This is a genomic window from Aminobacter sp. LjRoot7, from assembly GCF_964252895.1.
GTDB classification, from domain to species: Bacteria; Pseudomonadota; Alphaproteobacteria; order Rhizobiales; family Rhizobiaceae; genus Aminobacter; species Aminobacter aminovorans_B.
Window position 1 is genome coordinate 175,728 of record NZ_CAXUPX020000003.1, and the last position, 24,980, is coordinate 200,707.

The following is a 24,980-nucleotide window of genomic DNA, read 5'->3' on the forward strand; positions in this document are numbered from 1 at the left end:
TGCCCGTATTTTTCTACCAGAGGGTGTATTTTCCACTGTGCCAGATGATGCCTCAGCACTGGCCAGCACAGGCAATGTCGCAAACACTGATGTCCTGTGCTGCGAGGAAGATCAATATGAGCAGCCGGTCAATCAAGGAGAATGCAATGGATAATCTGCACAAGGGATCATGTTTGTGTGGAGCGGTGCGCTTCACGGCCAGAGGTGCGCTGCGCGAAGTCATCTATTGCCATTGCAACATGTGCCGGAAACAGAGCGGCCATTACTATGCCGCAACCAATGTCAGCGACGACATGGTGGACATCCAGGGCGGCGAGAATGTCACCTGGTTCGCCGCATCGGACTTTGCCCGCCGCGGTTTCTGCAGCCGTTGCGGATCGGTGATGTTCTGGAAGCCGAACGACGAGGGCTATGTTTCGATCATGGCCGGGTCGTTCGAGGAACCGTCGTCGCTGGCCGGTGGCTATCACATCTTCGTCGCGGACAAGGGATCGTATTACGAGATCGACGACGGCTTGCCGCGATACGAACGCTCGTCACCGTCGCTCAAGGTGCTCGAGGATTGAACGGGCCTCCGAAGATCGTTCTCATTTGTTGAACGCTTCGTCGTGTTTAGGCGCTCTGCTCGAAACAGTGGCGAGGGCGTATATTCCAGGCAAGGAGAAATGACATGACCTCTTTGCCTACAGTTTTCATCTCGCATGGCGGCCCCGACATCGTTTTGGCCGACACACCGGCGCGCCATTATCTCGAAGGCCTTTCGGGGCTGGTTGAGAAGCCGAAGGCCATCGTCATCGTGTCCGCGCATTTCGAGACCGATGGCGTCGCCGTCGTCACCGATCCGAAGCCGGGCATGATCTATGACTTCGGCGGTTTTGCGCCTGAGCTCTACAAGATGGTCTATCCGGCGGCTGGCGAGCCTGCCTTGGCCGAAAGGGTTTTCGGCATGCTCGATGAAGCCGGTCTCAAGCCGCATACATTCGAGAAACGCGGCTATGACCACGGCACCTGGACTCCGCTCAAGCTGGCGTTCCCCGACGCCGACATTCCTGTGGTTCAGGTTTCGATCGATCCCAGCCGCGACGCCGCCTGGCACCATGCCATTGGCAAGGCGCTGGCGCCGTTGCGCGACGAAGGCGTGCTGCTGATCGGCTCAGGCCATATCACCCACAATTTGCGCGCCTATTTCAGCCGGCTGAGGAAGGGCGCCGAGCCGGATCCGGCACTTGCCGGCAAGGTGCATGAGTTCACGGAATGGTTCGCTGACAAGCTGGCGAGCGGTGATACCGATGCGCTGCTGCATTGGAGGGACAAGGCGCCTTTCCCGGCGGAGAACCACCCGACCGACGAGCATCTGATGCCGATCTTCTTTGCTTACGGGGCGGCAGGTGAGGGTGCCAAGGGCCGCCGTGTGCACGATTCAGTCGATCACGGCTTCTTTGCCAACGATTCATATCTGTTCGACTGAGCGTCGAGCCGCTAAATGATGCCGCTTCGAAGAATTGAAAGGGCATTCCATGGAGCGGCTGGTCAAGGCTTTCCAGAACTCGGTGCGGGCATTCTCGCGACTGATCCGCTCCGAGGCGGCATTCCAGCAGGAAATCATGCTGCTCGTCGCAGCCTTGCCGCTCGGCTGGTTCGTGGCAGGCACCTGGGGCGGCTACGCGCTGCTGATCGGATCGATCCTGTTCCTGATCACCGTCGAGGTGCTGAACACCGGCATCGAGGCGGCGTGCGATGCCGTCAGCCGCGAATTCAACATCGACATCCAGCTTGCCAAGGATTGCGGCTCGCTCGCCGTGCTCATTTCGATTGTCATCGTTCTGGGCGTCTGGGGCTTCGCCATCGTCGAGCGGATGCTCGGGTTTCCGATCTGAGGGGGCATCCCCATATGTCGGTTACCAAAGGAGACCGACATGACTGACAAGACCGATACCCATCACCTCGAGACGCGCGCGGGCTTGCCAGAGGACCTGCGCTGGCTGGCCGACAAGTATCCGCGCGAGGACTGGCGTGCCCACGACAACGTCCATGGCATGGCTTCGATGTGGCTGCAGCGCCATGACATGTTCCGCGAACTGGGCGGCATGCTGACCGCCGGCATCGGCGACTATCGCGAGGGCCGCATGGACACCCAGCAATTCGCACGCTGGTTTGCGCCGCGGCTGAACCATTTCCTCGGCAATCTCGACGGCCACCACAATGTCGAGGACCATCACTACTTTCCCGTTTTCGCCAAGGCTGAAAGCAGGCTGAAGCGCGGCTTCGAGATCCTCGACGCCGACCATCACCTCATCCACGAGGCGTTGGAGCGCAACGCCAACTCCGCCAACGCGTTCATTCGGGCGCTGCAGGAAAATGAGGACAAGCAACGTTTTGCCGCCGATGCCTATGCCGACGAGAATGCCCGCCTTGTCGCCATGCTGACGCGGCATCTCGAGGACGAGGAAGACCTGATCATCCCGCTCATTCTCGATCGCGGCGACCGGGAGCTGATGGGCTTGGACTAGTCTTTCGGCTGCTTGTGGGCGATGTGGCGGGCCAGGAGCCAGGTTGCCAGCGCCACGGCGATGCCGATGCCAAGTCCGAGAAACAGCCGGTGGTGTGCCTTCAGCGTGTCGCCGAGGATGTGTTCGGCGCCGAGACCGAATACGTAGCCGAGGCTGACGAAGATGCCGGCCCAGACGAGTGCCGACAGGCCGTTGAGGGCAAGAAACAGCGGAACCGGGATGCGCGACAGGCCTGCGGCGATACCGCCGGCCAACCGCATGCCGTAGACGTAGCGGTTGCCGAGCACGAACAGGTTGGGATGCGCCTGCACCAGGCGGAAGGCATGGCTGAAGCCGGGCCTGCGGCGCAGCAACCGCACCCACTTGTGGTTGGAGTACCGTCGTCCGAGGACGAAAAAGAGTGTGTCCCCAAGAAAGGCGCCGACGGCGGCCACTGCAAAGGCGTTCCAGGGCTCGAAGAAGCCCTGATGGGCGAAGAAGCCGCCGAGGATGGCGAAACTCTCGCCTTCGGCCATGCAGCCGATGAAGACGGCGAGAAGTCCGAAGCGCTCGACGAGGTGGTGAAGGGTTTCGATCATCGAGCGAGCGACTGACCTGCCGAGCCATCGGCGATACGCTGGACCTGGGCGGTCAGCTGCTGCACCTGCTCGCGCAACAGGATGATCTCCTGGAAGCGGATCTCGTCGAGCTTTTCGTGCAGCGCCATGATCTCGATCTCGGCCTTGAGGTTGACCGCATAGTCGTGCGAGGCGTCGATGCGGTCGCGCTCGGCCTGCCGGTTCTGCGACATCATAATGATCGGCGCCTGGATCGCCGCCAGCATCGACAGCACGAGATTGAGGAAGATGAACGGGTAGGGATCGAATGAGTCCCTTCCCAGCAGCCAGGCATTGAGCACCGTCCAGACGACGAGAAAGCCCAGGAAGGCGAGGATGAAGCTCCAGGAGCCGCCGACCCGGGCGATGCCGTCGGCCAGCCGCTCGCCTCGGCTTTCATTGTGGGCGACGCTGTCATTGACGTTGCGCGAAACCGGCTTGCGATCGATCGCGCTCTGCAGGACCTTGTGCTCGAGCTCGCTCAGGTGCTCCGGCGTGCGCTTCAGCCATCGTCCGGCAAGGTCCGCCACGGTCTTGTTCATTTGCACGCCCCCGCTTTCCATTCGGCTGCTTGGCAGCCACGAATCCTTATATGAAGATAGCTGGCGATGTCGCCAAGATGCGGTTGCGGGGGAATGGAATGATGGACTTCGCCAGGATCAGGGCCCGCGCCGCCGAGCGCAAGGGCGGCGAGGCGGTGCTGAAGTCGCTGCTGGGTCCGGCATTCGACAATACGACACTTGCCGAGGTCCCCGACGACCGGATCCTGTCGACCATGGCGGAGCGGGTCTTTGCCGCCGGCTTCGTCTGGCGTGTCATCGAGCAGAAATGGCCCGGCTTCGAAGAGGCGTTTCTGCATTTCGAACCGAAGCGGCTTCTGTTCCAGCCCGATGACTTCTGGCACGATCTTGCCTCCGACAAGCGCATCGTGCGTAATCCGCAAAAGATACGCTCGGTGCGCGACAATGCCGCCTTTGTCGAGCGCGTCTCGAAAGAGCATGGCGGCTTCGGCAAGTTCCTGGCGGCATGGCCGGCCGACGACCAGGTCGGGCTGACGGCCTATCTCGGCAAGCATGGCAGCCGGCTCGGCGGCAACACCGGCCAATATCTGTTGCGCTGGCTGGGCTGGGACACGTTCATCCTGTCGCAAGACATGATCCTGGCGCTGCGCGACGCCGGTCTCGACATCGGCGAAGCCGCGACGTCCAAGAAGGATCAGGCCAAGGTGCAGGCCCAGATCAACGAATGGGCAAAGGCGACCAAGCTGCCGCGGGCACATATCTCGCGCATCCTCTCGATGTCGATCGGCGTCAACCGGCCGGCCGAGGAACTGGCGAGCTACATGGGCGAATGATGGCCCAATCGAACTGGATTGCCCGACTTCACAACGCAGGCTAAACCGCTGACATGACGAAAAAATCTCCCGATATCCTGCGCATCGCCGTTGCCCAGCTCAACCCGACGGTCGGCGACATCAAAGGCAATCTCGCCAAGGCGCGCGAGGCGAGGGCGGACGCGGCGCGCCAGGGTGCCGATCTGGTGCTGTTCACCGAGCTGTTCCTCGCCGGCTATCCGCCGGAGGACCTAGTGCTCAAGCCGGCCTTCCTGGCTGCCTGCGAGCGTGCGGCGGAAGATTTCGCCAAGGATACATCAGACAATGGCCCGGGCGTCATCATCGGCGTACCGCTCAAGCGCAAGAGCGGCGTGCACAACGCGATCGTCGTTGCCGATGGCGGCAAGATCATTGCCGAGCGCTTCAAGGTCGACCTGCCCAACTATGGCGAGTTCGACGAAAAGCGCGTGTTCCAGCCCGGCCCCGACATGCCGGGTCCGATCAACTTCCGTGGCGTGCGCATCGGCATTCCGATCTGCGAGGACATCTGGGGTGAACTCGGCGTCTGCGAGACGCTGGCCGAAAGTGGTGCTGAAATCCTGCTCGTGCCCAATGGCTCACCCTATTATCGCGCCAAAATGGATGTCCGCCATCAGGTGGCGATCCGTCAGGTGATCGAGAGCGGCCTGCCGTTGCTCTATGCCAACCAGCTCGGCGGGCAGGATGAACTCGTCTTCGACGGCGCCTCCTTCGCGATCAACGCCGACCATTCGCTGGCGTTCCAGATGAGCCAGTTTGAAGAGACGGTGGCGATGACCACCTGGAAGCGCGGCGACGAAGGGTGGGCCTGCGTCGACGGGCCGATGTCGAAGATCCCCGAGCGCGAGGAGGCCGATTATCGCGCCTGCATGCTGGGCCTGCGCGACTACGTCAACAAGAACGGCTTCAAGAACGTCGTGCTTGGCCTTTCCGGCGGCATCGATTCGGCGATCTGCGCGGCACTTGCCGTCGACGCGCTCGGCGAGGAGCGGCTGAGAGCGATCATGATGCCCTATCGCTATACCTCGAAGGATTCGCTCAAGGACGCCGAAGATTGCGCCCGCGCGCTCGGCTGCCGTTATGACATCGTGCCGATCCATGAGCCGGTTGACGGTTTCTCGCACGCACTGACGCAGCTGTTCGAGGGCACCAAGGAAGGCATCACCGAAGAGAACCTGCAGAGCCGCGCCCGCGGCACGATCCTGATGGCGGTGTCCAACAAGTTCGGCTCGATGGTGGTGACAACCGGCAACAAGAGCGAGATGTCGGTCGGCTATGCCACGCTCTATGGCGATATGAATGGCGGCTTCAACCCGATCAAGGACCTCTACAAGATGCAGGTCTATGCGCTGTCGCGCTGGCGCAATACCCATGTGCCGCCCGGCGCGCTCGGTCCCTCGGGCGAGGTGATCCCTAAGAATATCATCGACAAGGCGCCATCGGCGGAACTCAGGCCCAACCAGACCGACCAGGATTCGCTGCCGCCCTATCCGGTGCTCGACGACATCCTCGAATGCCTGGTCGAAAACGAGATGGGCGTCGATGACATCGTCGCGCGCGGTCACGACCGCGACACGGTGCATCGGATCGAACACCTGCTCTACATCGCCGAATACAAAAGGCGGCAGGCAGCACCCGGGGTGAAGATCACCAAGAAGAATTTCGGCCGTGATCGCCGCTACCCGATCACGAACAGATTCAGGGATCGCGGTTAAGTCACTGCAATTGAACTGAAAACCGCCAGCAGACCGGAGGGGTTGATGGCCGAGGTCGAGATCAGTTTCGACGTATCGCGGATCGACTTCGACAAGACGTCGGAAGTCATCAAGGCGAGCTACTGGGGCGAGGGCCGAACCGACGAAATCCATCGCCGGGCCTTCGCCAATTCGCTGTGCCTGGGCGCCTATGTCGACGGCGAGCAGGTCGGGTTCGCCCGCGCTATCACCGACTATGCCTGCTTTGCCTACGTCGCCGACGTCATCGTTTGGCCGGAGCGGCGCGGCCTCGGCATCGGCAAGAAGCTGATCGCAGCGCTGCTCGACCATCCGGAGCTTGCAACCGTGACCGGCTTCTCGCTCAGGACCTCGGACGCGCACGGCCTCTATGAAAAATTCGGCTTCGTGACCTCGACGGATGGCATGTACATGCGCCTGTCCAGGCAGCCGACCGTCCAAGAGTAGACCAAGGGCGTGTCCTACATCTCCTTTGTTCGCGACAATCCGCGCTGGCTGGCCGGCGGGTTCCTGCTCACCTTCTTTTCGACCTTCGGCATGACCTCGTTCATCGCGCTGTCGGCTGGCGACATCCGCCGCGACTATGGGCTGTCGCATGGCGAATTCGGCACGCTCTACATGGTCGCCACGCTGGCCAGCGCCTTGAGCCTGCCGCGGCTCGGCCAGATCGTCGACCGCTATAGCGCGCAGAAGGTGGCGCTTTTCATCGTGCTGATGCTGGCGCTAGCGGGCGCGGCAATGGCGCTGTCGCAGCACCTCGTCATCTTGTTCGTGGCGATCTACATGCTACGTCTGTTTGGCCAGGGGATGATGGTGCACACTGCCTACACCGCAACCGCACGCTGGTTTTCAGCGCAAAGAGGGCGGGCGCTTTCGACCGTCATCCTCGGCCACAATGCCGGCGACGCCATTATCCCGATGGGGTTTGTGTTGATCGCCGCCTCGGTCGGCTGGCGCAACGGCTGGTTGCTCGCAGCGGCATTGATCGCATCCATTGCGGTGCCGGCAATCGCACTGCTGGTCGCCGTGGACCGCAAGCCGCGCTCGTCGGATCCCGTCGCACGCAAGATCGATGCGCGCGACTGGACGCGCGCCGAGGTGGTCCGCGATCCGATCTTTTACGTGCTGCTGCTCGGCGTCATGGCGCCGGGCCTGATCGTGACGACCTTGTTCTTCCACCAGGTCTATCTGGTGGAATTGCGTGGCTGGTCGCTCGAAGTCTTCGCCTCGTCCTTCCTGGTGACGGCGGTGGTCAACGCCGCTTTCACGCTTGTCGTCGGCCAGCTCATCGACCGCTTTTCCGGTGTGTCGCTGCTGCCCTTCGTGCTCTTGCCGCTGGGCCTCGCCTGCCTGGTGCTGGGCCTTGTCGACGCGCAGTGGAGCGTCTTCGGCTTCATGGCGCTGCTCGGCATTTCGAATGGCCTGTCGACGACGCTGTTCGGTGCCATATGGCCTGAAGTCTATGGCCTCAAGCATCTCGGCTCGATCCGCGCGCTGATCGTCTCCGCCGGCGTGTTCGCCTCGGCAATCGGGCCGGGCCTGACCGGGTACCTGATCGACGACGGCGTCAGCTACCCCGGCCAGATCGTGGCGATGGCGATCTATTGCTTCGCCATTTCATTCGTTCTGCTGCTGGCTTCGCGCCGGATCCGCGCGCGAAGCCATGTCCAGGCAGCACCAGCCGTGGTTGGCGCGTAGCCGGCTATTTGCCGGAAATGCCCTCGACGGTTTCGCGGCGGTCATAGACGTGGTCGACGATACCCCAATCCCTGGCTTCCTCCGCCGTGAAGAAGTAGTCGCGGTCGAGCACGCGGGCCACTTCGTCTTCGGTGCGCCCGCAATGTTCGGCGTAGAGCCTTGTCATGCGCCGCTTGAGCTTGATGATGTCCTCGGCGTGGCGCTCAATGTCGGAGGCCTGGCCACGGAACCCGCCGGAGGGCTGGTGCAGGATCACGCTCGCATTGGGCAAGGCGATGCGCCGGCCGGGTGCGCCGGCCATCAGCAGGAACGAGCCCATCGAGCCCGCAGTGCCCATGCACAGCGTCGACACGGGGCAGCGGATGAACTGCATCGTGTCGTAGATGGCAAAGCCGCTGGTGACCACGCCGCCCGGGGAGTTGATGTAGAACGAGATCTCGCGGTTCGGGTTTTCCGACTCGAGGAACAGCAGCTGCGCGCAGATCAGCGAGGCTGAATTGTCGTCGACCTCGCCGTTGAGGAAGACGATCCGCTCGCGCAGCAGCCTGGAAAAGATGTCGAAGGAGCGTTCGCCTCGCGGCGATTGTTCAACGACCATAGGGACGAGTTGCATCGTGTCGCGCATGCGCGAAGTTCCTTTCATCGATGGTATCTGTTGGGCTTAGGCGGCGGCGCGCATCAGCGGCGGACTGTTCGAATTCGCTGGCGCGGCGATGGTTCTCACCGCCTCGACACTATGGGTCAGCCGGAACCATGTGCCGCCGTCCGGTTGTGCTTCGAGATCGAAGGTCACGAAGGTTTCGGGCTCGTTCACCGTGGCGTCGTTCCAGGCGTAGCGCACGCGCGAGAAGGGCAGGGCCTCGATGATGCGATAGGCGGGGCCGGTCGTATCAGCGGTGACCTTGTCGGCCGCCGGCACGTCGAGCCAGGTCGCGACGAATTCCGGTACCGTCAGCGCCCGCCAGACCTTTTCCGGCGTGGCTTCCAGCTCGCATTCGACGACGATGGTGTCCTCGATCTCTTCCTGCCTTTGGGCGTCCGTCATTGGTCCATCTCCTTGAGCAGTGTCTTCAGTCTCTCGACGCGGTCCGGCCAGAAGCTGCGATAGCGGGTGAGCCAGTCGACCAGAGGCCGCAGCCCGTCCGGGTTGACGCTGTAGTTCACATGCCGGCCGGCGCGTGCTTCCTTGATCAGGCCTGCGCCGCGCAGCACGGCGATGTGCTGCGAAATCGCCGGCTGCGAAATCTCCAGCCCTTCGCGCAGTTCGGTCGCGTTCTTCTCGCCCGCGGTCAGCCGGTCGAGAACGGCACGACGGGTCGGATCGGACAAAGCGCGGAATATCTCAGATTCGTTCATGGATTTGAGATAAGCATGGACTTATCTATTGCGCAAGTGGCTCACCGATTTCGGTGCTGTTCTGGCACAACAGGCTTCGGTCCAGCGCGGGGGTTGGCTAAGCAAAATTGCTCGGTTATAAGCAAATTCTTCGCGGCCACTAACAGGGAGGTCTGAATGCCAGAATATGACATGTCCTCCCGGGGTTCACGCCGAGGTCGTTGACCTCGCGAACCGCCTTCGGCGTCCCTTTTATCTGACGCTGCCGTTCCGCGACTTCCTGATTCAGCAAGAATTATTCGTCGCGCCTTTGTACATCTTTCTCTAGGGATGGCGTCGGTTTCCGGCGCCGCATGGCATCATGTCTCGTTTTCGTATCGATCTGCGCGGCGGTGCATTCCGCAGCGTTCTAGGTTTCACTTTCAGGCACTGGAAACGCCAGCCGGTTCGGCTCGTCATCATCTCGGCGGCGGTGCTTGTCTCGACGATGGCTGACGTCCTGACGCCGCTCTATTCGGGCCGGCTGATCGACGCCGTGGCCAGTGGGGCGGCGACCGACGAGGTGGCATGGAATGCGGCACTTGCCGCGTTCTTCACCTTGCTTGCGCTTGCCACGGGCTCGCTGGTGTTCCGCCACATCGCCTTTGCCGGCATCATCGAGCTGACGCTCAAGATGATGTCCGACATCGCCCAGGATGCGTTTCATCGCGTCCAGCGCTTCTCGACCGACTGGCACGCCAACAGCTTCGCCGGCTCGACGGTGCGCAAGGTGACGCGTGGTATGTGGGCGCTCGACCTGCTCAACGACACGCTGCTGGTGGCGCTGCTACCATCTTTCGTGATGCTGCTCGGCTCGACGATCCTGCTCGGCTGGCACTGGCCGATGATGGGTCTGATCATTGCCGCCGGCTCGCTGATCTTCATTACCCAGACGGTGGTGATGTCGCTCGGTTTCGTCGCCCCGGCGGCAAGCCTCGCCAACAGCTGGGACACGCGTCTCGGCGGCTCGCTCGCCGACGCCGTCAGCTGCAACTCGGTGGTCAAGGCCTTCGGCGCCGAGGAGCGTGAGGAAGGACGCCTCGCCAAGGTGATCGCCAAGTGGCGCCACCGCACGGGACGCACCTGGATGCGCGGAACGATCAACGGCACGTCGCAGAACATCACTCTGGTTCTGCTGCGTGCCGCGATCATCGGCTTCGCCCTGTTCCTGTGGTCGAGCGAGCAGGCCAGCGCCGGCGACATCGCCTTCGTGCTGACTTCGTTCTTCCTGCTGCAGGGCTATCTCCGCGATGTCGGCATGCACATCCGCAACCTGCAGCGCTCGGTCAACGACATGGAGGAGCTTGTCGACATCCAGGGCCAGCCTCTCGGCGTTGCCGATCGCCCCGGCGCCAAGCCGATCCAGATCGGCGAAGGCGGCATCGAGTTCAAAAACGTGACGTTCCACTACGGCACGCATGCGAACCCGCTCTACCGGGACTTCTCGGTGTCGATCAAGCCGGGCGAGCGCGTCGGCCTCGTCGGCCATTCCGGTTCGGGCAAGACGACCTTCGTCAAGCTGATCCAGCGGCTGTACGATGTCGGCGATGGCAAGATCACCATCGACGGGCAGGACATCGCCAAGGCGACGCAGTCGTCGCTGCGTTCGCAGATCGCGATCGTGCAGCAGGAGCCGATCCTGTTCCACCGCTCGCTGGCGGAGAACATCGCTTACGCCCGACCGGGCGCGACGCAGGCCGAGATCGAGCACGCGGCAAAACTTGCCAGCGCGCACGATTTTATCCAGCGCCTGCCCAAGGGCTACGGCACGCTGGTCGGTGAGCGTGGCGTCAAGCTGTCGGGCGGCGAGCGCCAGCGCGTGGCGATTGCCCGTGCCTTCCTGGCCGATGCGCCGATCCTGATTCTCGACGAGGCGACGTCCAGCCTCGATTCGGAATCGGAGGTGCTGATCCAGCAGGCGATGGAACGCCTGATGGTCGGGCGCACGACGCTGATCATCGCGCACCGTCTGTCGACAGTGCGTGCGCTCGACCGGCTGCTCGTCTTCGATCGTGGCGAGATCGTCGAGGAAGGCCGGCACGAGGCGCTGGTTCGGAGAGATGGCGGCATCTACCGCCGCCTGTTCGAACGGCAGGCGCTGGAGCTCACCAAAGGGCTCGTCTAAATCCAGAACGGGCCGCGAGAGATCGCGGCCCGTTCGTCACTCCCAAGTAGCCCGCAAGAAGATGTAGCCCCATTGGTCGGCTTCCATTCGCGCTCTGGTTGCTTTATTTCTGGTGCAGAGGTGCGGGGGCGCCGCCTTGTCAACGCAAAAGCCATCCGCTACGCCCCGATCATGACAGTAACAGTTCGCTTCGCCCCTTCGCCCACTGGCCGCATCCACATCGGCAATGCGCGCACCGCCTTGTTCAATTGGCTCTTCGCTCTCAAGCACAAGGGGCGCTTCGTCCAGCGCTTCGACGACACCGATGTCGAGCGCTCGCGCCAGGAGTTCGCAGACTCCATTCTCTACGACCTGCACTGGCTCGGCATCTTTCCCGACCAGACTGAGTACCAGTCGCGCCGCTTTGCCAGCTACGACGCTGCCGTCGACAAGCTCAAGGCATCAGGCGTGCTCTATCCATGCTACGAAACGCCTGAAGAACTCGACCTGCGCCGCAAGGTGCGCCGCACGCGCGGCCTGCCGCCGGTCTATGGCCGCGAGGCGCTGAAGCTCACCGATGCCGAGCGCGCATCATATGAGGATGACGGGCGCAGGCCGCATTGGCGTTTCCTGCTGCCCAACTTTGTGTCCGACCCGTTCGAGACCCAGCGCACCGACATTCACTGGACCGACATCGTGCGCGGCGAAGAAACCGTCGATCTGGCATCCTTGTCCGACCCGGTACTGGTGCGCGAGGACGGAACCTATCTCTACACGCTGCCGTCGGTGGTCGACGACATCGAGATGGAGATCAGCCACGTCATCCGCGGCGATGATCACGTCACCAACACCGGCGTCCAGATCGCGTTGTTTCGTGCGCTCGGCGCCGAGCCTCCTGCATTCGGTCATCACAACCTGCTGACGACCGCGTCGGGCGAGGGCCTGTCCAAGCGCACCGGCGCGCTGTCGATCGAGAGCCTGCGCGACGGCGGCATCGAACCAATGTCGGTTGCCTCACTTGCCGTGCTTGTCGGCACGTCGGAGAATGTCACGGCGGTGCCGAGCCTTGGCGACCTTGCCGAAAAGTTCGATCCGGCTGCGACTTCGAAGTCGGCGGCGAAATTCGATCCCGAAGAGCTCGTGGTGCTCAATCGCGCGCTGCTGCACCACATGTCCTTTGACGAGGTGCGCGACCGGCTGATGGTGCTCGGCGTCAGCGGCAACCATGCCGAAGCGTTCTGGATGGCGGTTCGCGGCAATCTCGACAGGCTGCCGGATGCCGTGTCGTGGTGGCGCATCCTGCGCGAAGGGCCGCAGCCGGCTGCCGAAATCGCCGACGAGGATCGCGAGTTTGTCGGCCAGGCGCTCGACCTTTTGCCCGAAGAGCCATGGGACGGCAATGTCTGGAAAGACTGGACGGCCAAGGTGAAGAAGGCGACCGGCCGCAAGGGCAAGGCACTGTTCATGCCGCTCAGGCTGGCGCTCACCGGGCTGGAGTCGGGCCCGGAGCTCGCAGATCTGTTGCCGCTTGTGGGTCGGGAAGGAACGTTGGCCCGACGGCCCTGACCTTGCGGTTGGAGTCTGGCGCCGGACGAGGTGCTATCGGTGCCTGCGGCTCTTCCACCGGCTTGGCCTGTGGGGCGCTCGGCACCGGGCGCCCTTCGCCAGCAATGACCGAAAAATTCCTGTTCAGGCTGACATTGCAGCCGCAGGCGGGCACGCGCGGCAGGTCGACGCGCTTGTAGCGGTAGGCGGTCGAGAGATTGCGGTAGGGCTGGCCGGAGCGGGCGGAAACCATGCTCTCCTGCGGCTGGCCTTCATTCAGGTGGTAGAACAGCTCGATCTCGGTTCCCGGGCAACTAGCCGCGCAGTTCTTCTCGTCACGCTGGAAGTCTGAAACGTCGGCCGCATTCGACATCGGAAAGAAGTAACCGTCGCAAGTGCGTACGCATAAGGTGCGGTACTCGCCGAGCCCTTGTTGCTGGCTGCGGCCGATGACGATGTGCTGCGGATAACTCTCGTTGAAGCTCAGGGTGGTCGCCTCGCCGCCACGGATGACCGTCGCGCCAGCCTGCTCCGACACGGGATCATTAGTTGTGGCTTCTTCCGCGTCATCGCCCTGGTCGTTGCAGCCGGCGAATTGCATCGCGTCGAGAATGCGGATGCGCTCGCGCCTGACGTTCCCGTTCGGACGCGCGGACTGGCCGTCGAGCTTGCCGAGATTGTCCTCCATCTCGGCGATCTTGGCGTTCAGCGCGGCGCATTGGGCGATGACGTCGCCCGCGATCGCCCTGCCGCAGCCAAGGTCCGAAGCCCTGATGCGGGCAAGATCGATCTGGTCTTGCTGGGTGTCGGCGGCCGCGGCGAATTCATCCGGCTGGGCGAAGCTGCCGGTTGCCTGGGTCGGCAGGTTCGCCAGTTCGACCTCGAGTTCCAGGCATTCCGCGGAGACTGCAAAAGACGATCCGGACGTCAGCAACGACACGGCGACTGCAGCCAGCAATGCGATGGCTGGCCGCTTCATCGGGAATTTGCTTCTGCCGCGCCCGAACATCCCGTTTTCCATCGCAGTGCCGCGCGAGCGGAACATGCCTTGGTCCGAACCCTAGCGCCAACGAGGTTAACCGTTTCTTTGGAAACGGCTAACCCGTGCCGGATCAGGACGCCGCGTGCGCGCGCTGGGACGCCTCGACGACGGCGAGCGCCGTCATGTTGACGATGCCGCGCGAAGTGACCGAAGGCGTCAGGATGTGGGCGGGCTGGGCGGTGCCGAGCAGGATCGGCCCGACATGCAGCGCGTCCATCATCGTCTTGACCGTGGTCAGCGCGATGTTTGCGGCGTCGAGATTGGGGAAGACCAAAAGGTTGGCTTCGCCCTTCAGCGTCGAATGCGGGAAGACGCGCTGGCGCAACACTTCCGACAGGGCAGAATCGCCGTGCATTTCGCCGTCGCTGGCCAGTTCCGGCGCGATGCGCTTCAGGATCGCCGCTGCCGCGCGCATCTTCTGGGCGCTTTGCGAGTCGCGTGAGCCGAAATTCGAATGCGACAGCAAGGCCGCCTTGGGCTCGATGCCGAAACGACGGATTTCGTCGGCCGCCAGCATCGTCATCTCGGCGATCTCTTCGGCGGTTGGGTCGACGGTCACGTAGGTGTCGGTGAAGAACAGCACGCCGCGCTGCGAGATCAGCATCGACAGCGCCGACAGATCGCGGTCCTTGACGCCGTCGCGGGCGCCGACGATCAACGTGACGTTGCGCAGGTGCCGCTCGAAACGGCCTTCCAGCCCGCAGATCATGGCGTCGGCGTCGCCGCGCTTCAGCGCAATGGCTGCAATCACCGTGTTGTTGGTGCGCACCATGGTGCGTGCCGCTTCAGGCGTGATGCCCTGGCGGCCGCCGAGGTCGATCAGGTGGTCGACATAGTGGCGGTAGCGCGGATCGTCCTCGGGATTGATGATGTCGAAATCGACGCCCGGGCGGATGCGCAGGCCGTAGCGCTTGATACGGACCTCGATGACATGTGGACGCCCGATCAGGATCGGCTTGGCCAATCCCTCCTCGAGCACCACCTGGGCGGCGCGCAGCACGCGCTCGTCCTCGCCGTCGGCGTAGATGACGCGCTTGGACGTCGCCTGCTTGGCGTTGGAGAAGATCGGTTTCATCACCAGGCCGGAGCGGAAGACGAAGCGGCTGAGCTTGTCTACATAGGCGGTGAAGTCGGCGATCGGGCGGGTCGCGACGCCAGTTTCGCAGGCCGCCTTGGCGACGGCCGGCGCGATCCTGAGGATCAGCCTGGGGTCGAAGGGCGAGGGAATCAGAAAGTCAGGTCCGAAGGTCGGCGTCTCGCCGGAATAGGCGCGGGCCGCGACATCGGACGGCTCTTCGCGGGCGAGAGCTGCGATGGCGCGCACTGCGGCCATCTTCATTTCTTCGTTGATTGCGCGCGCGCCGCAGTCGAGCGCGCCGCGGAAGATATAGGGGAAGCACAGGACATTGTTGACCTGGTTGGGGAAATCCGAGCGTCCGGTGCAGATCATCGCATCCGGACGGGCGGCGCGGGCCACCTCGGGCATGATCTCGGGATTGGGGTTGGCCAGCGCCAGGATCAGCGGCTTGTCCGCCATCTCGGACAGCAGTTCCGGCTTCAGCACGCCGGCCGCCGACAGGCCGAGGAAGACGTCGGCGCCACCTATGACGTCGGCCAGCACGCGCGCGTTGGTATCCTTGACGTAAGGGTCCTTCCAGCGGTCCATTTCCTCGACGCGGCCCTTGTGGGCAACGCCGAAGCGGTCGGTGACCCAGATGTTCTCGACCTTGGCGCCGAGCGAAACCAGCAGGTTGAGACAGGCGAGTGCTGCGGCTCCGGCACCCGAGGTGACGATCTTGACGTCCTCGATCTTCTTGCCGGCGAGTTCCAGGCCGTTGAGAACCGCTGCCGCGACGATGATCGCGGTGCCGTGCTGGTCGTCATGGAAGACCGGGATGCGCATCTTCGCCTTGAGCTGCTCCTCGACTTCGAAGCACTCGGGCGCCTTGATGTCTTCGAGGTTGATGCCGCCGAAAGTCGGCTCCAGCGCCGAGATGGTGCTGACCATCTGGTCGATTTCGGGTGCGTCGATTTCGATGTCGAAGACGTCGATGCCGGCGAATTTCTTGAACAGGACGGCCTTGCCTTCCATCACCGGCTTGGATGCCAGCGGGCCGATATTGCCGAGGCCGAGCACGGCGGTGCCGTTGGAGATGACCGCGACCAGATTGGCGCGGCCGGTGTAGTCGGCGGCAGTTTCCGGATCGTCCTTGATGGCGAGGCAGGGGGCGGCGACGCCGGGCGAATAGGCCAGCGCCAGGTCGCGCTGGTTTCCGAGCGGCTTGGTTGCCTGGATTTCGAGCTTACCGGGGATTGGGTGCTTGTGGAAGAAGAGCGCGGCCTGATCCAGGTCGGACAGCGTTTCCTTCTTCTTGTGTTCCCCAGCCATGTCCCGCTCCTTCAGATTCCAATACCAAAGGCCGTTATTAGCACGGCCAGCACGATTTTCGAGGCATCAACGGCCAAATGGACGTTGAATCACTTTCAAGTGCCGGAACTGCAATCATTCCAGTGACTTGCGGGTGGCGGTTGAGAGATTGATTCGGTCTTTTGTGAGGCTTGGCTGAAACAGCGCGTCCTTACGACGCGCTGTTGAGTGCCTTTGGGGCAGTTGTGGTCATCAGCAGCCTAGAAAGAACTGACGTAGAGCCCGCCGTCGACGGGGATGTTCTGGCCGGTCATGTAGCCCGCATGGGTCGAGCACAGGAACGCGCATATCTGGCCGAATTCCTCCGGCGTGCCGAGGCGGCCTGCGGGAATGCCGGCGCTGAGGCGCCCGCGGCGCGCGGCAGCTTCCGCCGGATCCTCGATGCTGCCGGGCTCGTGCGGGCCGCGCAGGCGGTCGGTGTCGAGCTTGCCGGGCAGCATGTTGTTGATGGTGACGTTGCGGTCGGCAACCGTGCGCGCCACGCCGGCGAGGAAAGCCGTCAGGCCGGCACGGGCGCCGGAGGACAGGTCGAGGCCGGGAATGGGCGTGTAGACCGACAGCGAGGTGATGTTGACGATGCGGCCGAAGCCGCGCGCTGCCATGCCGTCGATCACGGCTTTGATCAGCTCGATGGGGGTGACCATGTTGTTGGTGACGCCGGCGAGGATCTTCTCGCGGTCGAGTTCCCGGAAGTCGCGATAGGGCGGTCCACCATTGTTGTTGACCAGGATATCGGGATCGGGGCAGGCCGCCAGCAGCGCCTTCTGCACGGCCGGATCGGAGATGTCGCCGATGATCTCGGTGACCGCCACGCCGTAGCGCTGGCGGACTTCGGTTGCCGTGCGGCTCAGGATGCCGGCGTCGCGGCCATTGAGGAACAGCTCGCAGCCGGCTTCGGCCAGCGCGATCGCGCAGCCCTTGCCGAGGCCCTTGCTCGAGGCGCAGACGATTGCCTTCTTCCCGCTGATGCCGAGATCCATGTTCGTTCTCCTGTCGGTGATGACCCAGCCTAGAACCGCCCGGCCGAAGCCGCAACCGTCATACGCCTGTTGCATGAATCTGGGCATAGCCACGGCAAAAGCAACGGGTCGATTGCCATGTCCGGCACGAGCACACGCAATTTTCGCACACTGTTCATCTCAGATGTGCATCTGGGGTCGAAGGGGGCGAAGGCCGATTTCCTGATCGACTTCCTGCGTCACCACGAAGCGGAAAAGATATTCCTCGTCGGCGACATCGTCGATGGCTGGCGTCTGCGCCGGTCCTGGCACTGGCCGCAGACGCATAACGACGTGGTGCAGAAGCTGCTTCGCCAGGCGCGCAAGGGCACCGAGATCACCTACATCGCCGGCAATCACGACGAGTTCGCCCGCAACTTCCAGGGCGTGCATTTCGGCGGCATCGTCGTTGCCGACCGCGCCATCCACGAAGCGGCCGACGGCAAGCGCTTCCTGGTCATCCATGGCGACCAGTTCGACGCGGTGGTGCAGAATGCCCGCTGGCTCGCCTATCTCGGCGACTTTGCCTATGACGCGGCGATGGCGACGAACCGGCTCGTGGCGCGTTTCCGCCGCACCTTCGGTCTGCCTTACTGGTCGTTTTCGTCCTGGGCGAAGGTGCGGGTGAAGAAGGCCGTCAACTTCATCGGCGCCTTCCAGGACGTATTGACCGACGAGGCACGGCGCTCGGAAGTGGACGGCGTCATCTGCGGTCACATCCACCATCCGACGATCGAGAATTTCGACGGCATCCAGTACATCAACACCGGCGACTGGGTCGAAAACTGCACGGCTGTCGCCGAGGATTTCGACGGCAATTTCGTCATCCTGCACTGGCCGCATGTGCTGGCCGGCAAGCTTGTCAACGAACCCTTCGTGCCGATGGTCGTCGACCAGCGTGCCGACAAGGCCGCCGCCTGAACGGAACAACTTCGATGCGCAACTCCAGATATGTCTCGCGCCCTTGGCGTGATGGACCAGGTCATGCGGCAATTGCCGCGCCGCGCGTTGCCGAGACGCTGCAAAGACGCGCACGACGGCTCGGCGCGCATCACCTGCCGATGGAAGCGCAGGCCATGCCGCATCTTGGCCGATAAGGCCGTGGCAGGTGGCCCAAGCTTTGGACCTTTGCGCCGCCCCGTCGGCTTTCGTGGCGTGGCCACCCATGGTAAGGGATCAGGCAAATCGGTGAGGCTTGGTTGGTTCGGGTCGCGCCCGGACACGCTTACCCACCATGACACTACCGCCACTCACGCCAGAACAGCAGGTCAAGCCGCGACGCTTTGAACTGCGAATCTCCCTGCTTTTCGCTGCACTTTTCGTGCCGATGGGCGTGCATCTGCCGTACTTCCCGCTGTGGCTCGAAGCCAAGGGGTTCGACCCCGAGCAGATCGCCATCGTGCTGTCGGCGCCGATGTTCCTGCGCGTCATCACAACGCCGCTGATCGCTGCCATGGCCGATCGTGCCAAAGACCGCGCCAACGTCTTCATCTTCCTGGCTGCATCGTCCTTGCTGCTGTCGCTCGGCTACTTCCTCGAGCCGACCTACCTCATCGTCTTGGCTGTCTCGCTGGCGCTGGCGGTGGTGTGGACGCCGCATTCGCCGATCGCCGATTCGCTCGCGCTGTCGGGTGTCCGCCGCTTCGGCTCCGACTACGCGGCGATGCGTATCTGGGGTTCGATCGCCTTTCTCGCCGGCAGTCTTGGCGCAGGGTTCGTCCTGTCGCTGACCGGAGCGGACGCAGTACCGGCGATCATCTCGGTCGGCCTGCTCGGCTGCTTCCTGATGTCGTTCATCTCGCCGCGCCTTGGTCGACCGCGCAAGGCTTCACCGCTCTCGGCGACGGACATGCAGGCGGCGCCAAAGCTGTTCAACCGCTATTTCCTGCTGATGGCCGGCGGCACCGGCGTCATCATCGGCAGCCACGGCTTTCTCTACGGCTTCGTGTCGATCTACTGGAAGTCGCTCGGCATCAACGAGACGATTGTCGGGCTGTTGTGGAGCTGGGGCGTGGCGGCCGAAATCGTCATGTTCATGTTCTTCACGCGGCTGTTCGGCAACAGGTCGACGGCACTGGTGCTGGTGCTGGCGGGTGCCGGCGCCATCGTCCGATGGATCGCATACCCGTTGATCTGGCCGCTTGGCCTGGGCGTGGCAGGCTTCTTCGCCGTCCAGAGCCTGCACGCCGTGTCGACGGCACTGGTGCTGATCGGCGTGCAGAAGCTGATCGCCGAGTCGGTTCCGGAAGAGCGCACGGGGGCTGCCCAGGGCGTGGCCTATTTCGCCAACGGCATGTCGATGGCGATCGTGACGCTGCTGTCCGGTCCACTCTACCAGCGCTTCGGCGTCGACGGCTTCTACTTCATGGCCGCCGTTGCTGCCTGTGCGATCGTGCTTGTGCTTTTGGCGTCCCGTTCAGCCCCAAAGTTCGGGCAGGGGCGGCGACACCATTGAGCCCTCGTAGATAAGCCCCGGCGAACGGTCGCGTGCCAGGAGCAGCGGTCCGTCGAGGTCGACGAACTCGGCCCCCTGGGCGAGCAGGACCGCAGGCGCCATGGCAAGCGAGGTGCCGACCATGCAGCCGACCATCACCTGGAATCCAAGCGCGCGGGCCTTGTCGCGCAGTTCGAGCGCTGCCGTCAGCCCGCCCGACTTGTCGAGCTTGATGTTGACGGCGTCGTAGCGGCCCTTGAGCTCGGCGAGGTCGGCGGCGATGTGAACGCTTTCGTCGGCGCAGATCGGTACCGGATGCGGGATGCGGCCGAGGATCTGGTCGGCGCCGGCAGGCAGCGGCTGCTCGATCAGAGCTACGCCCAGTTCCGCTGCCGTGGCCAGGTTTTCGGCGATGTTGGTATCGATCCAGCCTTCATTGGCGTCGAGGATCAGGCGGCTGTTGGGCGCTGCCTCGACAACGGCGCGGATGCGGGCGATGTCGTTGTCGCCGCCGATCTTGACCTTGAGCAACGGCCGCGCCGCGTTGGCACGCGCCTGGGCTGCCATCGCCTCCGGTTCGCCAAGTGACAGCGTGTAGGCGGTCTCAAGCGCCAGCGGCGCAGCGATACCGAGCCTGTCCTTGACCGGCACGCCGGTCAGCTTCGCTTCGAGATCCCAGAGCGCGCAATCGACGGCATTGCGCGCCGCACCGGCCGACATCAGCGTCACAAGGTCGGTGCGCGAAGCACCATTCTCGATGGCGCGGCGCGCTTGTTCGATCGCCTCGGCCACGCTCGCCATGGTCTCGCCGTAACGCTTGTAGGGCACGCACTCGCCGCGTCCGATCACGCCTGATTCGGCGATTTCGCAGGTGATGACCTCGGCCTCGGTCTTGGAACCGCGTGAGATGGTGAACGTTCCGGCGATGGGAAAGCGCTCGTCAACGACCGAAAGGACACGCGTCATGAAAATCTGCTCCGTTCAACTGCTTGGCGCGGCTGCGAAAATCGACATGCCGCGGCCGACGCGTTAAGTAGTGTGCCATGTTGACCATCGGCAAACGGGAAGCAAGCGGCGGGGCAGCCGACGGCCGAGATCACCGACCACAGGTTGCTGTGGCGGAGCGCGAAGGCGTGCTCGCCTGCGTCTTCACCGGTATCTGGACCACCCGCACCGTTGCTTTCATCGACGCCGAGATGCGCAAGATCGAAGACCGCAAGGGCTTCAAGACGCTGGCGCTCGACCTGTCCGGCATCGAAAAGATGGACACCGCCGGCGCCTGGGTCATCGACAGGCTCGTCAGCGCCAATGAGAAGAAGGGCGTCGAGGTCAGGATGGAAGGCCACAGCGAGGTGGCCAAGATACTGCTGGGCGCCGTCAGCGAAGCCGTGCGACGCGAGGGCGAATCTGCCCCGGCTGGACCGCCCAACATCATCATGCGCATGCTCGAGGCTGTGGGACGCCGCGTCTACGAGATGCGCGACGACTTCCTGGCCTCGATGAACATCCTCGGCGCTACAATTCGCGGCGCCCAGATGAAGCTCGGCCGCGGCCATGCGGTCAATCCGGCCGCCATCTTCAACCAGATCGACCGCATGGGCGTCGGCGCCATTCCCGTCGTGGTGCTGATGTCGGCGATCGTCGGCGCCATCGTCGCCCAGCAAGGTGCCTATCAGCTTGCCTATTTCGGCGCCGACATCTTCGTCGTCGACCTGGTCGGCGTGCTGGTGCTGCGCGAACTCGGCGTGCTGATGACCGCGATCATGATCGCCGGCCGCTCGGGCAGCGCCATCACCGCCGAGATCGGCTCGATGAAGATGCGCGAAGAGGTCGACGCGCTGACGGTCATCGGGCTCAATCCCATCGGCGTGCTGGTGTTTCCGCGGCTGGTTGCGTTGGTGATCGCGCTGCCATGTCTGACCATCATCGCCAATTTCGCAGCACTCGGCGGCGGCATGCTGGCGGCATGGCTCTATTCGGACATTCCGATGGCCGCCTTCATCGACCGCCTTCGCCTGGCAATCGACCTCAGCACCATCTTCGCCGGCCTGATCAAGGCGCCGTTCATGGCGCTGATCATCGGCACCATCGCCTCTGTCGAAGGCATGAAGGTCGGCGGCAGCGCTGAATCGCTTGGCCGCCATGTCACCGCATCGGTGGTCAAGGCCATCTTCGTCGTCATCATCCTCGATGGCCTGTTTGCCATGTTCTACGCAGCGATCAATTTCTGACATGGCAAGCCGCACAAAGACCACCGAGGCGGAGAGCCAAAGCCAGGACGCCAGGGGCGAGGTGCTACTGTCGGTGCGCGACCTGACGGTGGCCTTTGGCGACAAGGTCATTCTCGAAGACCTCGATCTGGATATCAGGCGCGGCGAGATCCTCGGCTTCGTCGGTGCGTCGGGCGCGGGCAAGTCAGTGCTGTTGCGCACCGTGCTCGGTCTGATCCGCAAGCAATCCGGCACGATCAAGCTGTTTGGCGTCGATCTCGAGCAGGCGAGCGAGGAGGAGCGGCTCAGGATCGACATGCGGCTTGGCATGCTCTTCCAGCATGGCGCGCTGTTTTCAGCACTGACAGTGCTGGAGAACGTGCAGGTGCCGATGCGCGAGTATCTCGACTTGCCGAAAAAGCTGATGGACGAGCTCGCCATGCTCAAGATCGAGCTCGTCGGCCTGCCGCCGGACGCGGCACGTAAATTTCCGTCCGAGCTGTCCGGCGGCATGATCAAGCGTGCCGCACTCGCACGTGCGCTGGCGCTCGACCCCGATATCGTCTTCCTCGACGAGCCGACGTCAGGCCTCGACCCGATCGGCGCGGCCGAGTTCGACGAGCTGGTCGGCAAGATGCGCGATACGATGGGGCTCACCGTCTACATGGTCACCCACGATCTCGACAGCCTGTTTTCGGTCTGCGACCGGGTGGCGGTGCTGGGCAACAAGAGGGTGCTCGTCGAAGGCACGATCGAAGACATGCTGAAGAGCGAAGAACCGTGGGTAAGGTCGTATTTCCGCGGAAAACGCGCGCGGCAGCTTGATCTTGCCGCAAGGGCATAGAATGGAATGATGTGATGGAGACCAGGGCAAACTACGTCATTGTCGGCATCTTCACGCTGTTTGCCGTTCTGGCCGCCTTTGCGTTCGTCTACTGGACGGCGGCAATCGGTGAACGCGGCGAGACAGCAACGTTGCGTGTTCGTATTCCCGGTTCCGCATCCGGCCTGGCCAGGGGCAGCTTCGTGCTGTTCAACGGCGTCAAGGTCGGCGACGTCAGGCGCGTCTATCTCGACATTTCCAATCCCCAGGTGGCGATCGCCGATGCCGAAATCGACAAGCTGACGCCGATCACGCAGTCAACACAGGCGGACATCGGCCTTGCCGGCCTGACAGGCCAAGCCAACATCGAGCTCAAGGGCGCCAACATCAAGGAACCCAACCTGCTCGACCAGGCCGAGGCCGAGGGCAAGATCGCCGAGATCGTCGCCAATCCGTCCGCGGTGACCAACCTGCTGCAGACGGCACAGGACATCTTCAAGCGCGCCGACACGGTGCTCACTAACCTCGAAGGCTTCACCAACGACGTTCGCGGACCGCTGACCGAGACTGTCAGCAACGCCCAGAAATTCTCCGAATCGCTGGCGCGCAATGCCGATGGCGTCGACAAGTTCCTGGCGAGTGTCAGTGCGCTGTCGGAGCAACTGTCGGCTGTCTCGGCCAAGCTCGACGGCACGATCGAGGCAGCGGAAGGGCTGCTCAAGTCGGTCGATCGCGACAAGGTCAAAAACATCGTTGCCAGCGTCGATACCTTCACCAAGAACCTAAGCGCGCAGAGCGACCAGCTCGACGGCATCGTCAAGGGAGTCAACACCGCGGTCGCTTCGATCAACGACTTCGCCCAGAAGACCCAGCAGACACTGACCAAGGTCGACGGCGTGCTGGAAGGCGTCGACGCGGCCAGCGTGCGCGAATCGCTCGACAACATCCGCAAGGCCAGCGAAAGCGCCAACAAGGCGGCAGCCGACGTCGCCAAGGTCACCGAAAAGTTCGGCGACCGCGCCGATGACATCGACCAGATCATCACCGATGCCAAGCAACTGGCGTCGCGCCTCAACGCGGCGTCGGTGCGTGTTGACGGCGTCATGGCCAAGGTCGACAAGCTGCTTGGCTCGGGCGAGGCGGAGGGCGTCATGTCCGATGCCAGTGCTACGCTGAAGTCGTTCAAGCAGGTGGCCGACACGCTGAACTCGCGGCTCGCGACGATCATGGACGGGCTGTCGCGCTTTTCCGGACAGGGGCTGCGCGACGTCGACGCATTGGTGCAGGACTCCAGGCGCTCGATCAGCCGAATTGAGCAGGCGATCTCCGACCTGGAGCGCAATCCGCAACGCATCATCACCGGCGGTGAGGGCAGCGTACGCGAGTTCGACGGCCGGGTGCGTCGTTGACATCGCCGGCATGCAACCGCATGAAGGCAGGTGAGGGGTGTTCGCGCGCGGCGCGGGTGAGTCTGGTTCGGGGACAGCACGTGAAGGCTGCTAGATCTACTTTGCTGCTGACCGCAGTGGCGCTTGCGCTGTCCGGCTGCACCTCGCTGTTCGTCAGCACACCGCCGCCGCTCGACACCTACGAGCTGACCGCGCCTGCTGTCGACGGCCGCAACGGTCCGAGCCGCCGCCAGATCCTGATTGCCGAACCGTCGGCGCTCAAGTCGCTCGACGGCCAGAGCATCGTCATCAAGCCATCGCCCGGTTCGATCCAGTTCCTCAAGGGCGCGCAGTGGTCGGACAGGCTGCCGCGCATCGTCCAGGCACGGCTTGCCGAGACCTTCCAGCGCGCCGGCGGTTACATCGGCGTCGGCAAGCCGGGCGAGGGTCTCGCCATCGACTACCAGGTGATCGTCGAGTTGCGCAGCTTCGAGATCAAGGTCGGCGGCGGTGAGCGCGCCGAGGTCGAGCTGTTCGTCAGGATCCTCAACGACCGCAACGGCCAGGTACGCGCCTCGCGCGTCTTCACTTCAAGCGCACCCGTTGCCGGCAGCGGCAACGATGCCTATGCGGCGGCGCTTGACAGCGCTTTCGGCCAGGCAGCGACTGAAATCGTCAAATGGACCGAGACGCTGATCTGAATAGGTCAGTAGGGGACTGAGGCA

At 63.3% G+C, this 24,980-nt stretch carries 26 protein-coding genes; 17 read left to right on the top strand and 9 right to left on the bottom strand.

All coding sequences use genetic code 11. The features are described 5' to 3' along the window. The first annotated feature begins 146 nt into the window (after nt 1–146). The 4 genes from ACSQ3E_RS10405 (at nt 147) to ACSQ3E_RS10420 (ending at nt 2,510) form a co-directional block, all read left to right on the top strand. Nucleotides 147–566 (top strand): GFA family protein, encoded by a 420-nt coding sequence (locus tag ACSQ3E_RS10405; protein ID WP_436122972.1) that lies wholly within the window; start codon nt 147–149, stop codon nt 564–566. Between the two features lie 104 nt (nt 567–670). Then, a complete protein-coding gene (locus ACSQ3E_RS10410; RefSeq protein WP_436122654.1) occupies nt 671–1,468 on the top strand; it encodes a DODA-type extradiol aromatic ring-opening family dioxygenase in 798 nt (265 codons plus the stop codon). A gap of 49 nt (nt 1,469–1,517) precedes the next feature. Continuing rightward, nucleotides 1,518–1,877, top strand: coding sequence for a diacylglycerol kinase (locus ACSQ3E_RS10415; RefSeq protein ID WP_310318170.1), 360 nt, complete (start codon nt 1,518–1,520; stop codon nt 1,875–1,877). Between the two features lie 39 nt (nt 1,878–1,916). Next, the gene (locus ACSQ3E_RS10420) at nt 1,917–2,510 is read left to right on the top strand and encodes a hemerythrin domain-containing protein (RefSeq protein WP_436122655.1); all 594 of its coding nucleotides are present in this window, start codon (nt 1,917–1,919) and stop codon (nt 2,508–2,510) included. On the opposite strand, the gene ACSQ3E_RS10425 is transcribed toward ACSQ3E_RS10420, so the two are convergent. Together ACSQ3E_RS10425 and ACSQ3E_RS10430 are read right to left on the bottom strand one after the other, a co-directional pair. Beyond that, nucleotides 2,507–3,088, bottom strand: a complete 582-nt coding sequence (locus ACSQ3E_RS10425; protein WP_310318175.1) for a DedA family protein — start codon at nt 3,086–3,088, stop codon at nt 2,507–2,509. The two genes, ACSQ3E_RS10420 and ACSQ3E_RS10425, sit on opposite strands and share 4 nt — an antisense overlap. Continuing rightward, nucleotides 3,085–3,648 (bottom strand): DUF1003 domain-containing protein, encoded by a 564-nt coding sequence (locus ACSQ3E_RS10430; RefSeq protein WP_436122656.1) that lies wholly within the window; start codon nt 3,646–3,648, stop codon nt 3,085–3,087. The genes ACSQ3E_RS10425 and ACSQ3E_RS10430 overlap by 4 nt, the downstream gene beginning before the upstream one ends. A gap of 98 nt (nt 3,649–3,746) precedes the next feature. Here ACSQ3E_RS10430 and ACSQ3E_RS10435 point away from each other — a divergent pair, with 98 nt between their 5' ends. From ACSQ3E_RS10435 to ACSQ3E_RS10450, 4 genes are read left to right on the top strand one after another with little or no spacing between them, the layout of a single operon-like run. Next, nucleotides 3,747–4,460: a DNA-3-methyladenine glycosylase I gene (locus tag ACSQ3E_RS10435; protein WP_436122657.1), complete on the top strand. Its 714-nt coding sequence runs from the start codon at nt 3,747–3,749 to the stop codon at nt 4,458–4,460. A gap of 53 nt (nt 4,461–4,513) precedes the next feature. Next, the gene (locus ACSQ3E_RS10440) at nt 4,514–6,193 is read left to right on the top strand and encodes an NAD+ synthase (protein ID WP_436122658.1); all 1,680 of its coding nucleotides are present in this window, start codon (nt 4,514–4,516) and stop codon (nt 6,191–6,193) included. Nucleotides 6,194–6,238: 45 nt separating this feature from the next. Continuing rightward, the gene (locus ACSQ3E_RS10445) at nt 6,239–6,658 is read left to right on the top strand and encodes a GNAT family N-acetyltransferase (RefSeq protein WP_436122659.1); all 420 of its coding nucleotides are present in this window, start codon (nt 6,239–6,241) and stop codon (nt 6,656–6,658) included. 9 nt (nt 6,659–6,667) lie between these two features. Beyond that, the gene (locus ACSQ3E_RS10450) at nt 6,668–7,909 is read left to right on the top strand and encodes an MFS transporter (protein ID WP_436122660.1); all 1,242 of its coding nucleotides are present in this window, start codon (nt 6,668–6,670) and stop codon (nt 7,907–7,909) included. A gap of 4 nt (nt 7,910–7,913) precedes the next feature. Here ACSQ3E_RS10450 and ACSQ3E_RS10455 read toward each other — a convergent pair whose 3' ends face one another. Genes ACSQ3E_RS10455 through ACSQ3E_RS10465 form a run of 3 tightly spaced genes read right to left on the bottom strand, consistent with a single transcriptional unit; the run spans nt 7,914 to nt 9,265 of the window. Beyond that, nucleotides 7,914–8,534 (bottom strand): ATP-dependent Clp protease proteolytic subunit, encoded by a 621-nt coding sequence (locus ACSQ3E_RS10455; protein ID WP_310318192.1) that lies wholly within the window; start codon nt 8,532–8,534, stop codon nt 7,914–7,916. A gap of 36 nt (nt 8,535–8,570) precedes the next feature. After that, nucleotides 8,571–8,954 (bottom strand): SRPBCC family protein, encoded by a 384-nt coding sequence (locus ACSQ3E_RS10460; protein ID WP_436122661.1) that lies wholly within the window; start codon nt 8,952–8,954, stop codon nt 8,571–8,573. Further along, a complete protein-coding gene (locus ACSQ3E_RS10465; RefSeq protein WP_436122662.1) occupies nt 8,951–9,265 on the bottom strand; it encodes an ArsR/SmtB family transcription factor in 315 nt (104 codons plus the stop codon). Before ACSQ3E_RS10465 ends, ACSQ3E_RS10460 begins: the two co-directional genes overlap by 4 nt. Before the next feature lie 340 nt (nt 9,266–9,605). Here ACSQ3E_RS10465 and ACSQ3E_RS10470 point away from each other — a divergent pair, with 340 nt between their 5' ends. Together ACSQ3E_RS10470 and gltX are read left to right on the top strand one after the other, a co-directional pair. Beyond that, the gene (locus tag ACSQ3E_RS10470; RefSeq protein ID WP_436122663.1) at nt 9,606–11,408 is read left to right on the top strand and encodes an ABC transporter ATP-binding protein; all 1,803 of its coding nucleotides are present in this window, start codon (nt 9,606–9,608) and stop codon (nt 11,406–11,408) included. A 171-nt stretch (nt 11,409–11,579) separates the two neighbouring features. Further along, entirely contained in the window at nt 11,580–12,953 is a 1,374-nt protein-coding gene (gltX, locus tag ACSQ3E_RS10475) for a glutamate--tRNA ligase (protein WP_310318205.1), read from the top strand. On the opposite strand, the gene ACSQ3E_RS10480 is transcribed toward gltX, so the two are convergent. From ACSQ3E_RS10480 to ACSQ3E_RS10490, 3 genes are all read right to left on the bottom strand, one after another. After that, nucleotides 12,871–13,911, bottom strand: a complete 1,041-nt coding sequence (locus ACSQ3E_RS10480; RefSeq protein ID WP_436122664.1) for a DUF2865 domain-containing protein — start codon at nt 13,909–13,911, stop codon at nt 12,871–12,873. The genes gltX and ACSQ3E_RS10480 overlap by 83 nt on opposite strands. Before the next feature lie 133 nt (nt 13,912–14,044). Beyond that, entirely contained in the window at nt 14,045–16,363 is a 2,319-nt protein-coding gene (locus tag ACSQ3E_RS10485; protein ID WP_310318211.1) for an NADP-dependent malic enzyme, read from the bottom strand. Between the two features lie 239 nt (nt 16,364–16,602). Next, nucleotides 16,603–17,382 (bottom strand): SDR family oxidoreductase, encoded by a 780-nt coding sequence (locus ACSQ3E_RS10490; RefSeq protein ID WP_436122665.1) that lies wholly within the window; start codon nt 17,380–17,382, stop codon nt 16,603–16,605. 117 nt (nt 17,383–17,499) lie between these two features. Between ACSQ3E_RS10490 and ACSQ3E_RS10495 the strand changes: the two genes are divergently transcribed. From ACSQ3E_RS10495 to ACSQ3E_RS10505, 3 genes are all read left to right on the top strand, one after another. After that, nucleotides 17,500–18,321 (top strand): UDP-2,3-diacylglucosamine diphosphatase, encoded by an 822-nt coding sequence (locus tag ACSQ3E_RS10495; protein WP_310318216.1) that lies wholly within the window; start codon nt 17,500–17,502, stop codon nt 18,319–18,321. 14 nt (nt 18,322–18,335) lie between these two features. Next, complete coding sequence (locus ACSQ3E_RS10500) at nt 18,336–18,497, top strand: hypothetical protein (protein WP_436122666.1); 162 nt, start codon at nt 18,336–18,338, stop codon at nt 18,495–18,497. 137 nt (nt 18,498–18,634) lie between these two features. Then, nucleotides 18,635–19,855, top strand: coding sequence for an MFS transporter (locus ACSQ3E_RS10505; RefSeq protein ID WP_310318218.1), 1,221 nt, complete (start codon nt 18,635–18,637; stop codon nt 19,853–19,855). On the opposite strand, the gene dgcA is transcribed toward ACSQ3E_RS10505, so the two are convergent. After that, entirely contained in the window at nt 19,817–20,800 is a 984-nt protein-coding gene (dgcA, locus tag ACSQ3E_RS10510) for an N-acetyl-D-Glu racemase DgcA (RefSeq protein ID WP_436122667.1), read from the bottom strand. The two genes, ACSQ3E_RS10505 and dgcA, sit on opposite strands and share 39 nt — an antisense overlap. Before the next feature lie 77 nt (nt 20,801–20,877). Here dgcA and ACSQ3E_RS10515 point away from each other — a divergent pair, with 77 nt between their 5' ends. The 4 genes from ACSQ3E_RS10515 (at nt 20,878) to ACSQ3E_RS10530 (ending at nt 24,956) form a co-directional block, all read left to right on the top strand. Continuing rightward, nucleotides 20,878–22,065, top strand: coding sequence for an ABC transporter permease (locus tag ACSQ3E_RS10515; RefSeq protein ID WP_310318223.1), 1,188 nt, complete (start codon nt 20,878–20,880; stop codon nt 22,063–22,065). Between the two features lies 1 nt (nt 22,066). Further along, nucleotides 22,067–22,888, top strand: a complete 822-nt coding sequence (locus ACSQ3E_RS10520; RefSeq protein WP_436122668.1) for an ABC transporter ATP-binding protein — start codon at nt 22,067–22,069, stop codon at nt 22,886–22,888. A 14-nt stretch (nt 22,889–22,902) separates the two neighbouring features. Next, the gene (locus ACSQ3E_RS10525) at nt 22,903–24,276 is read left to right on the top strand and encodes an MlaD family protein (RefSeq protein WP_436122669.1); all 1,374 of its coding nucleotides are present in this window, start codon (nt 22,903–22,905) and stop codon (nt 24,274–24,276) included. Nucleotides 24,277–24,356: 80 nt separating this feature from the next. Then, nucleotides 24,357–24,956: an ABC-type transport auxiliary lipoprotein family protein gene (locus tag ACSQ3E_RS10530; RefSeq protein WP_436122670.1), complete on the top strand. Its 600-nt coding sequence runs from the start codon at nt 24,357–24,359 to the stop codon at nt 24,954–24,956. The last annotated feature ends 24 nt before the right edge of the window (nt 24,957–24,980 follow it).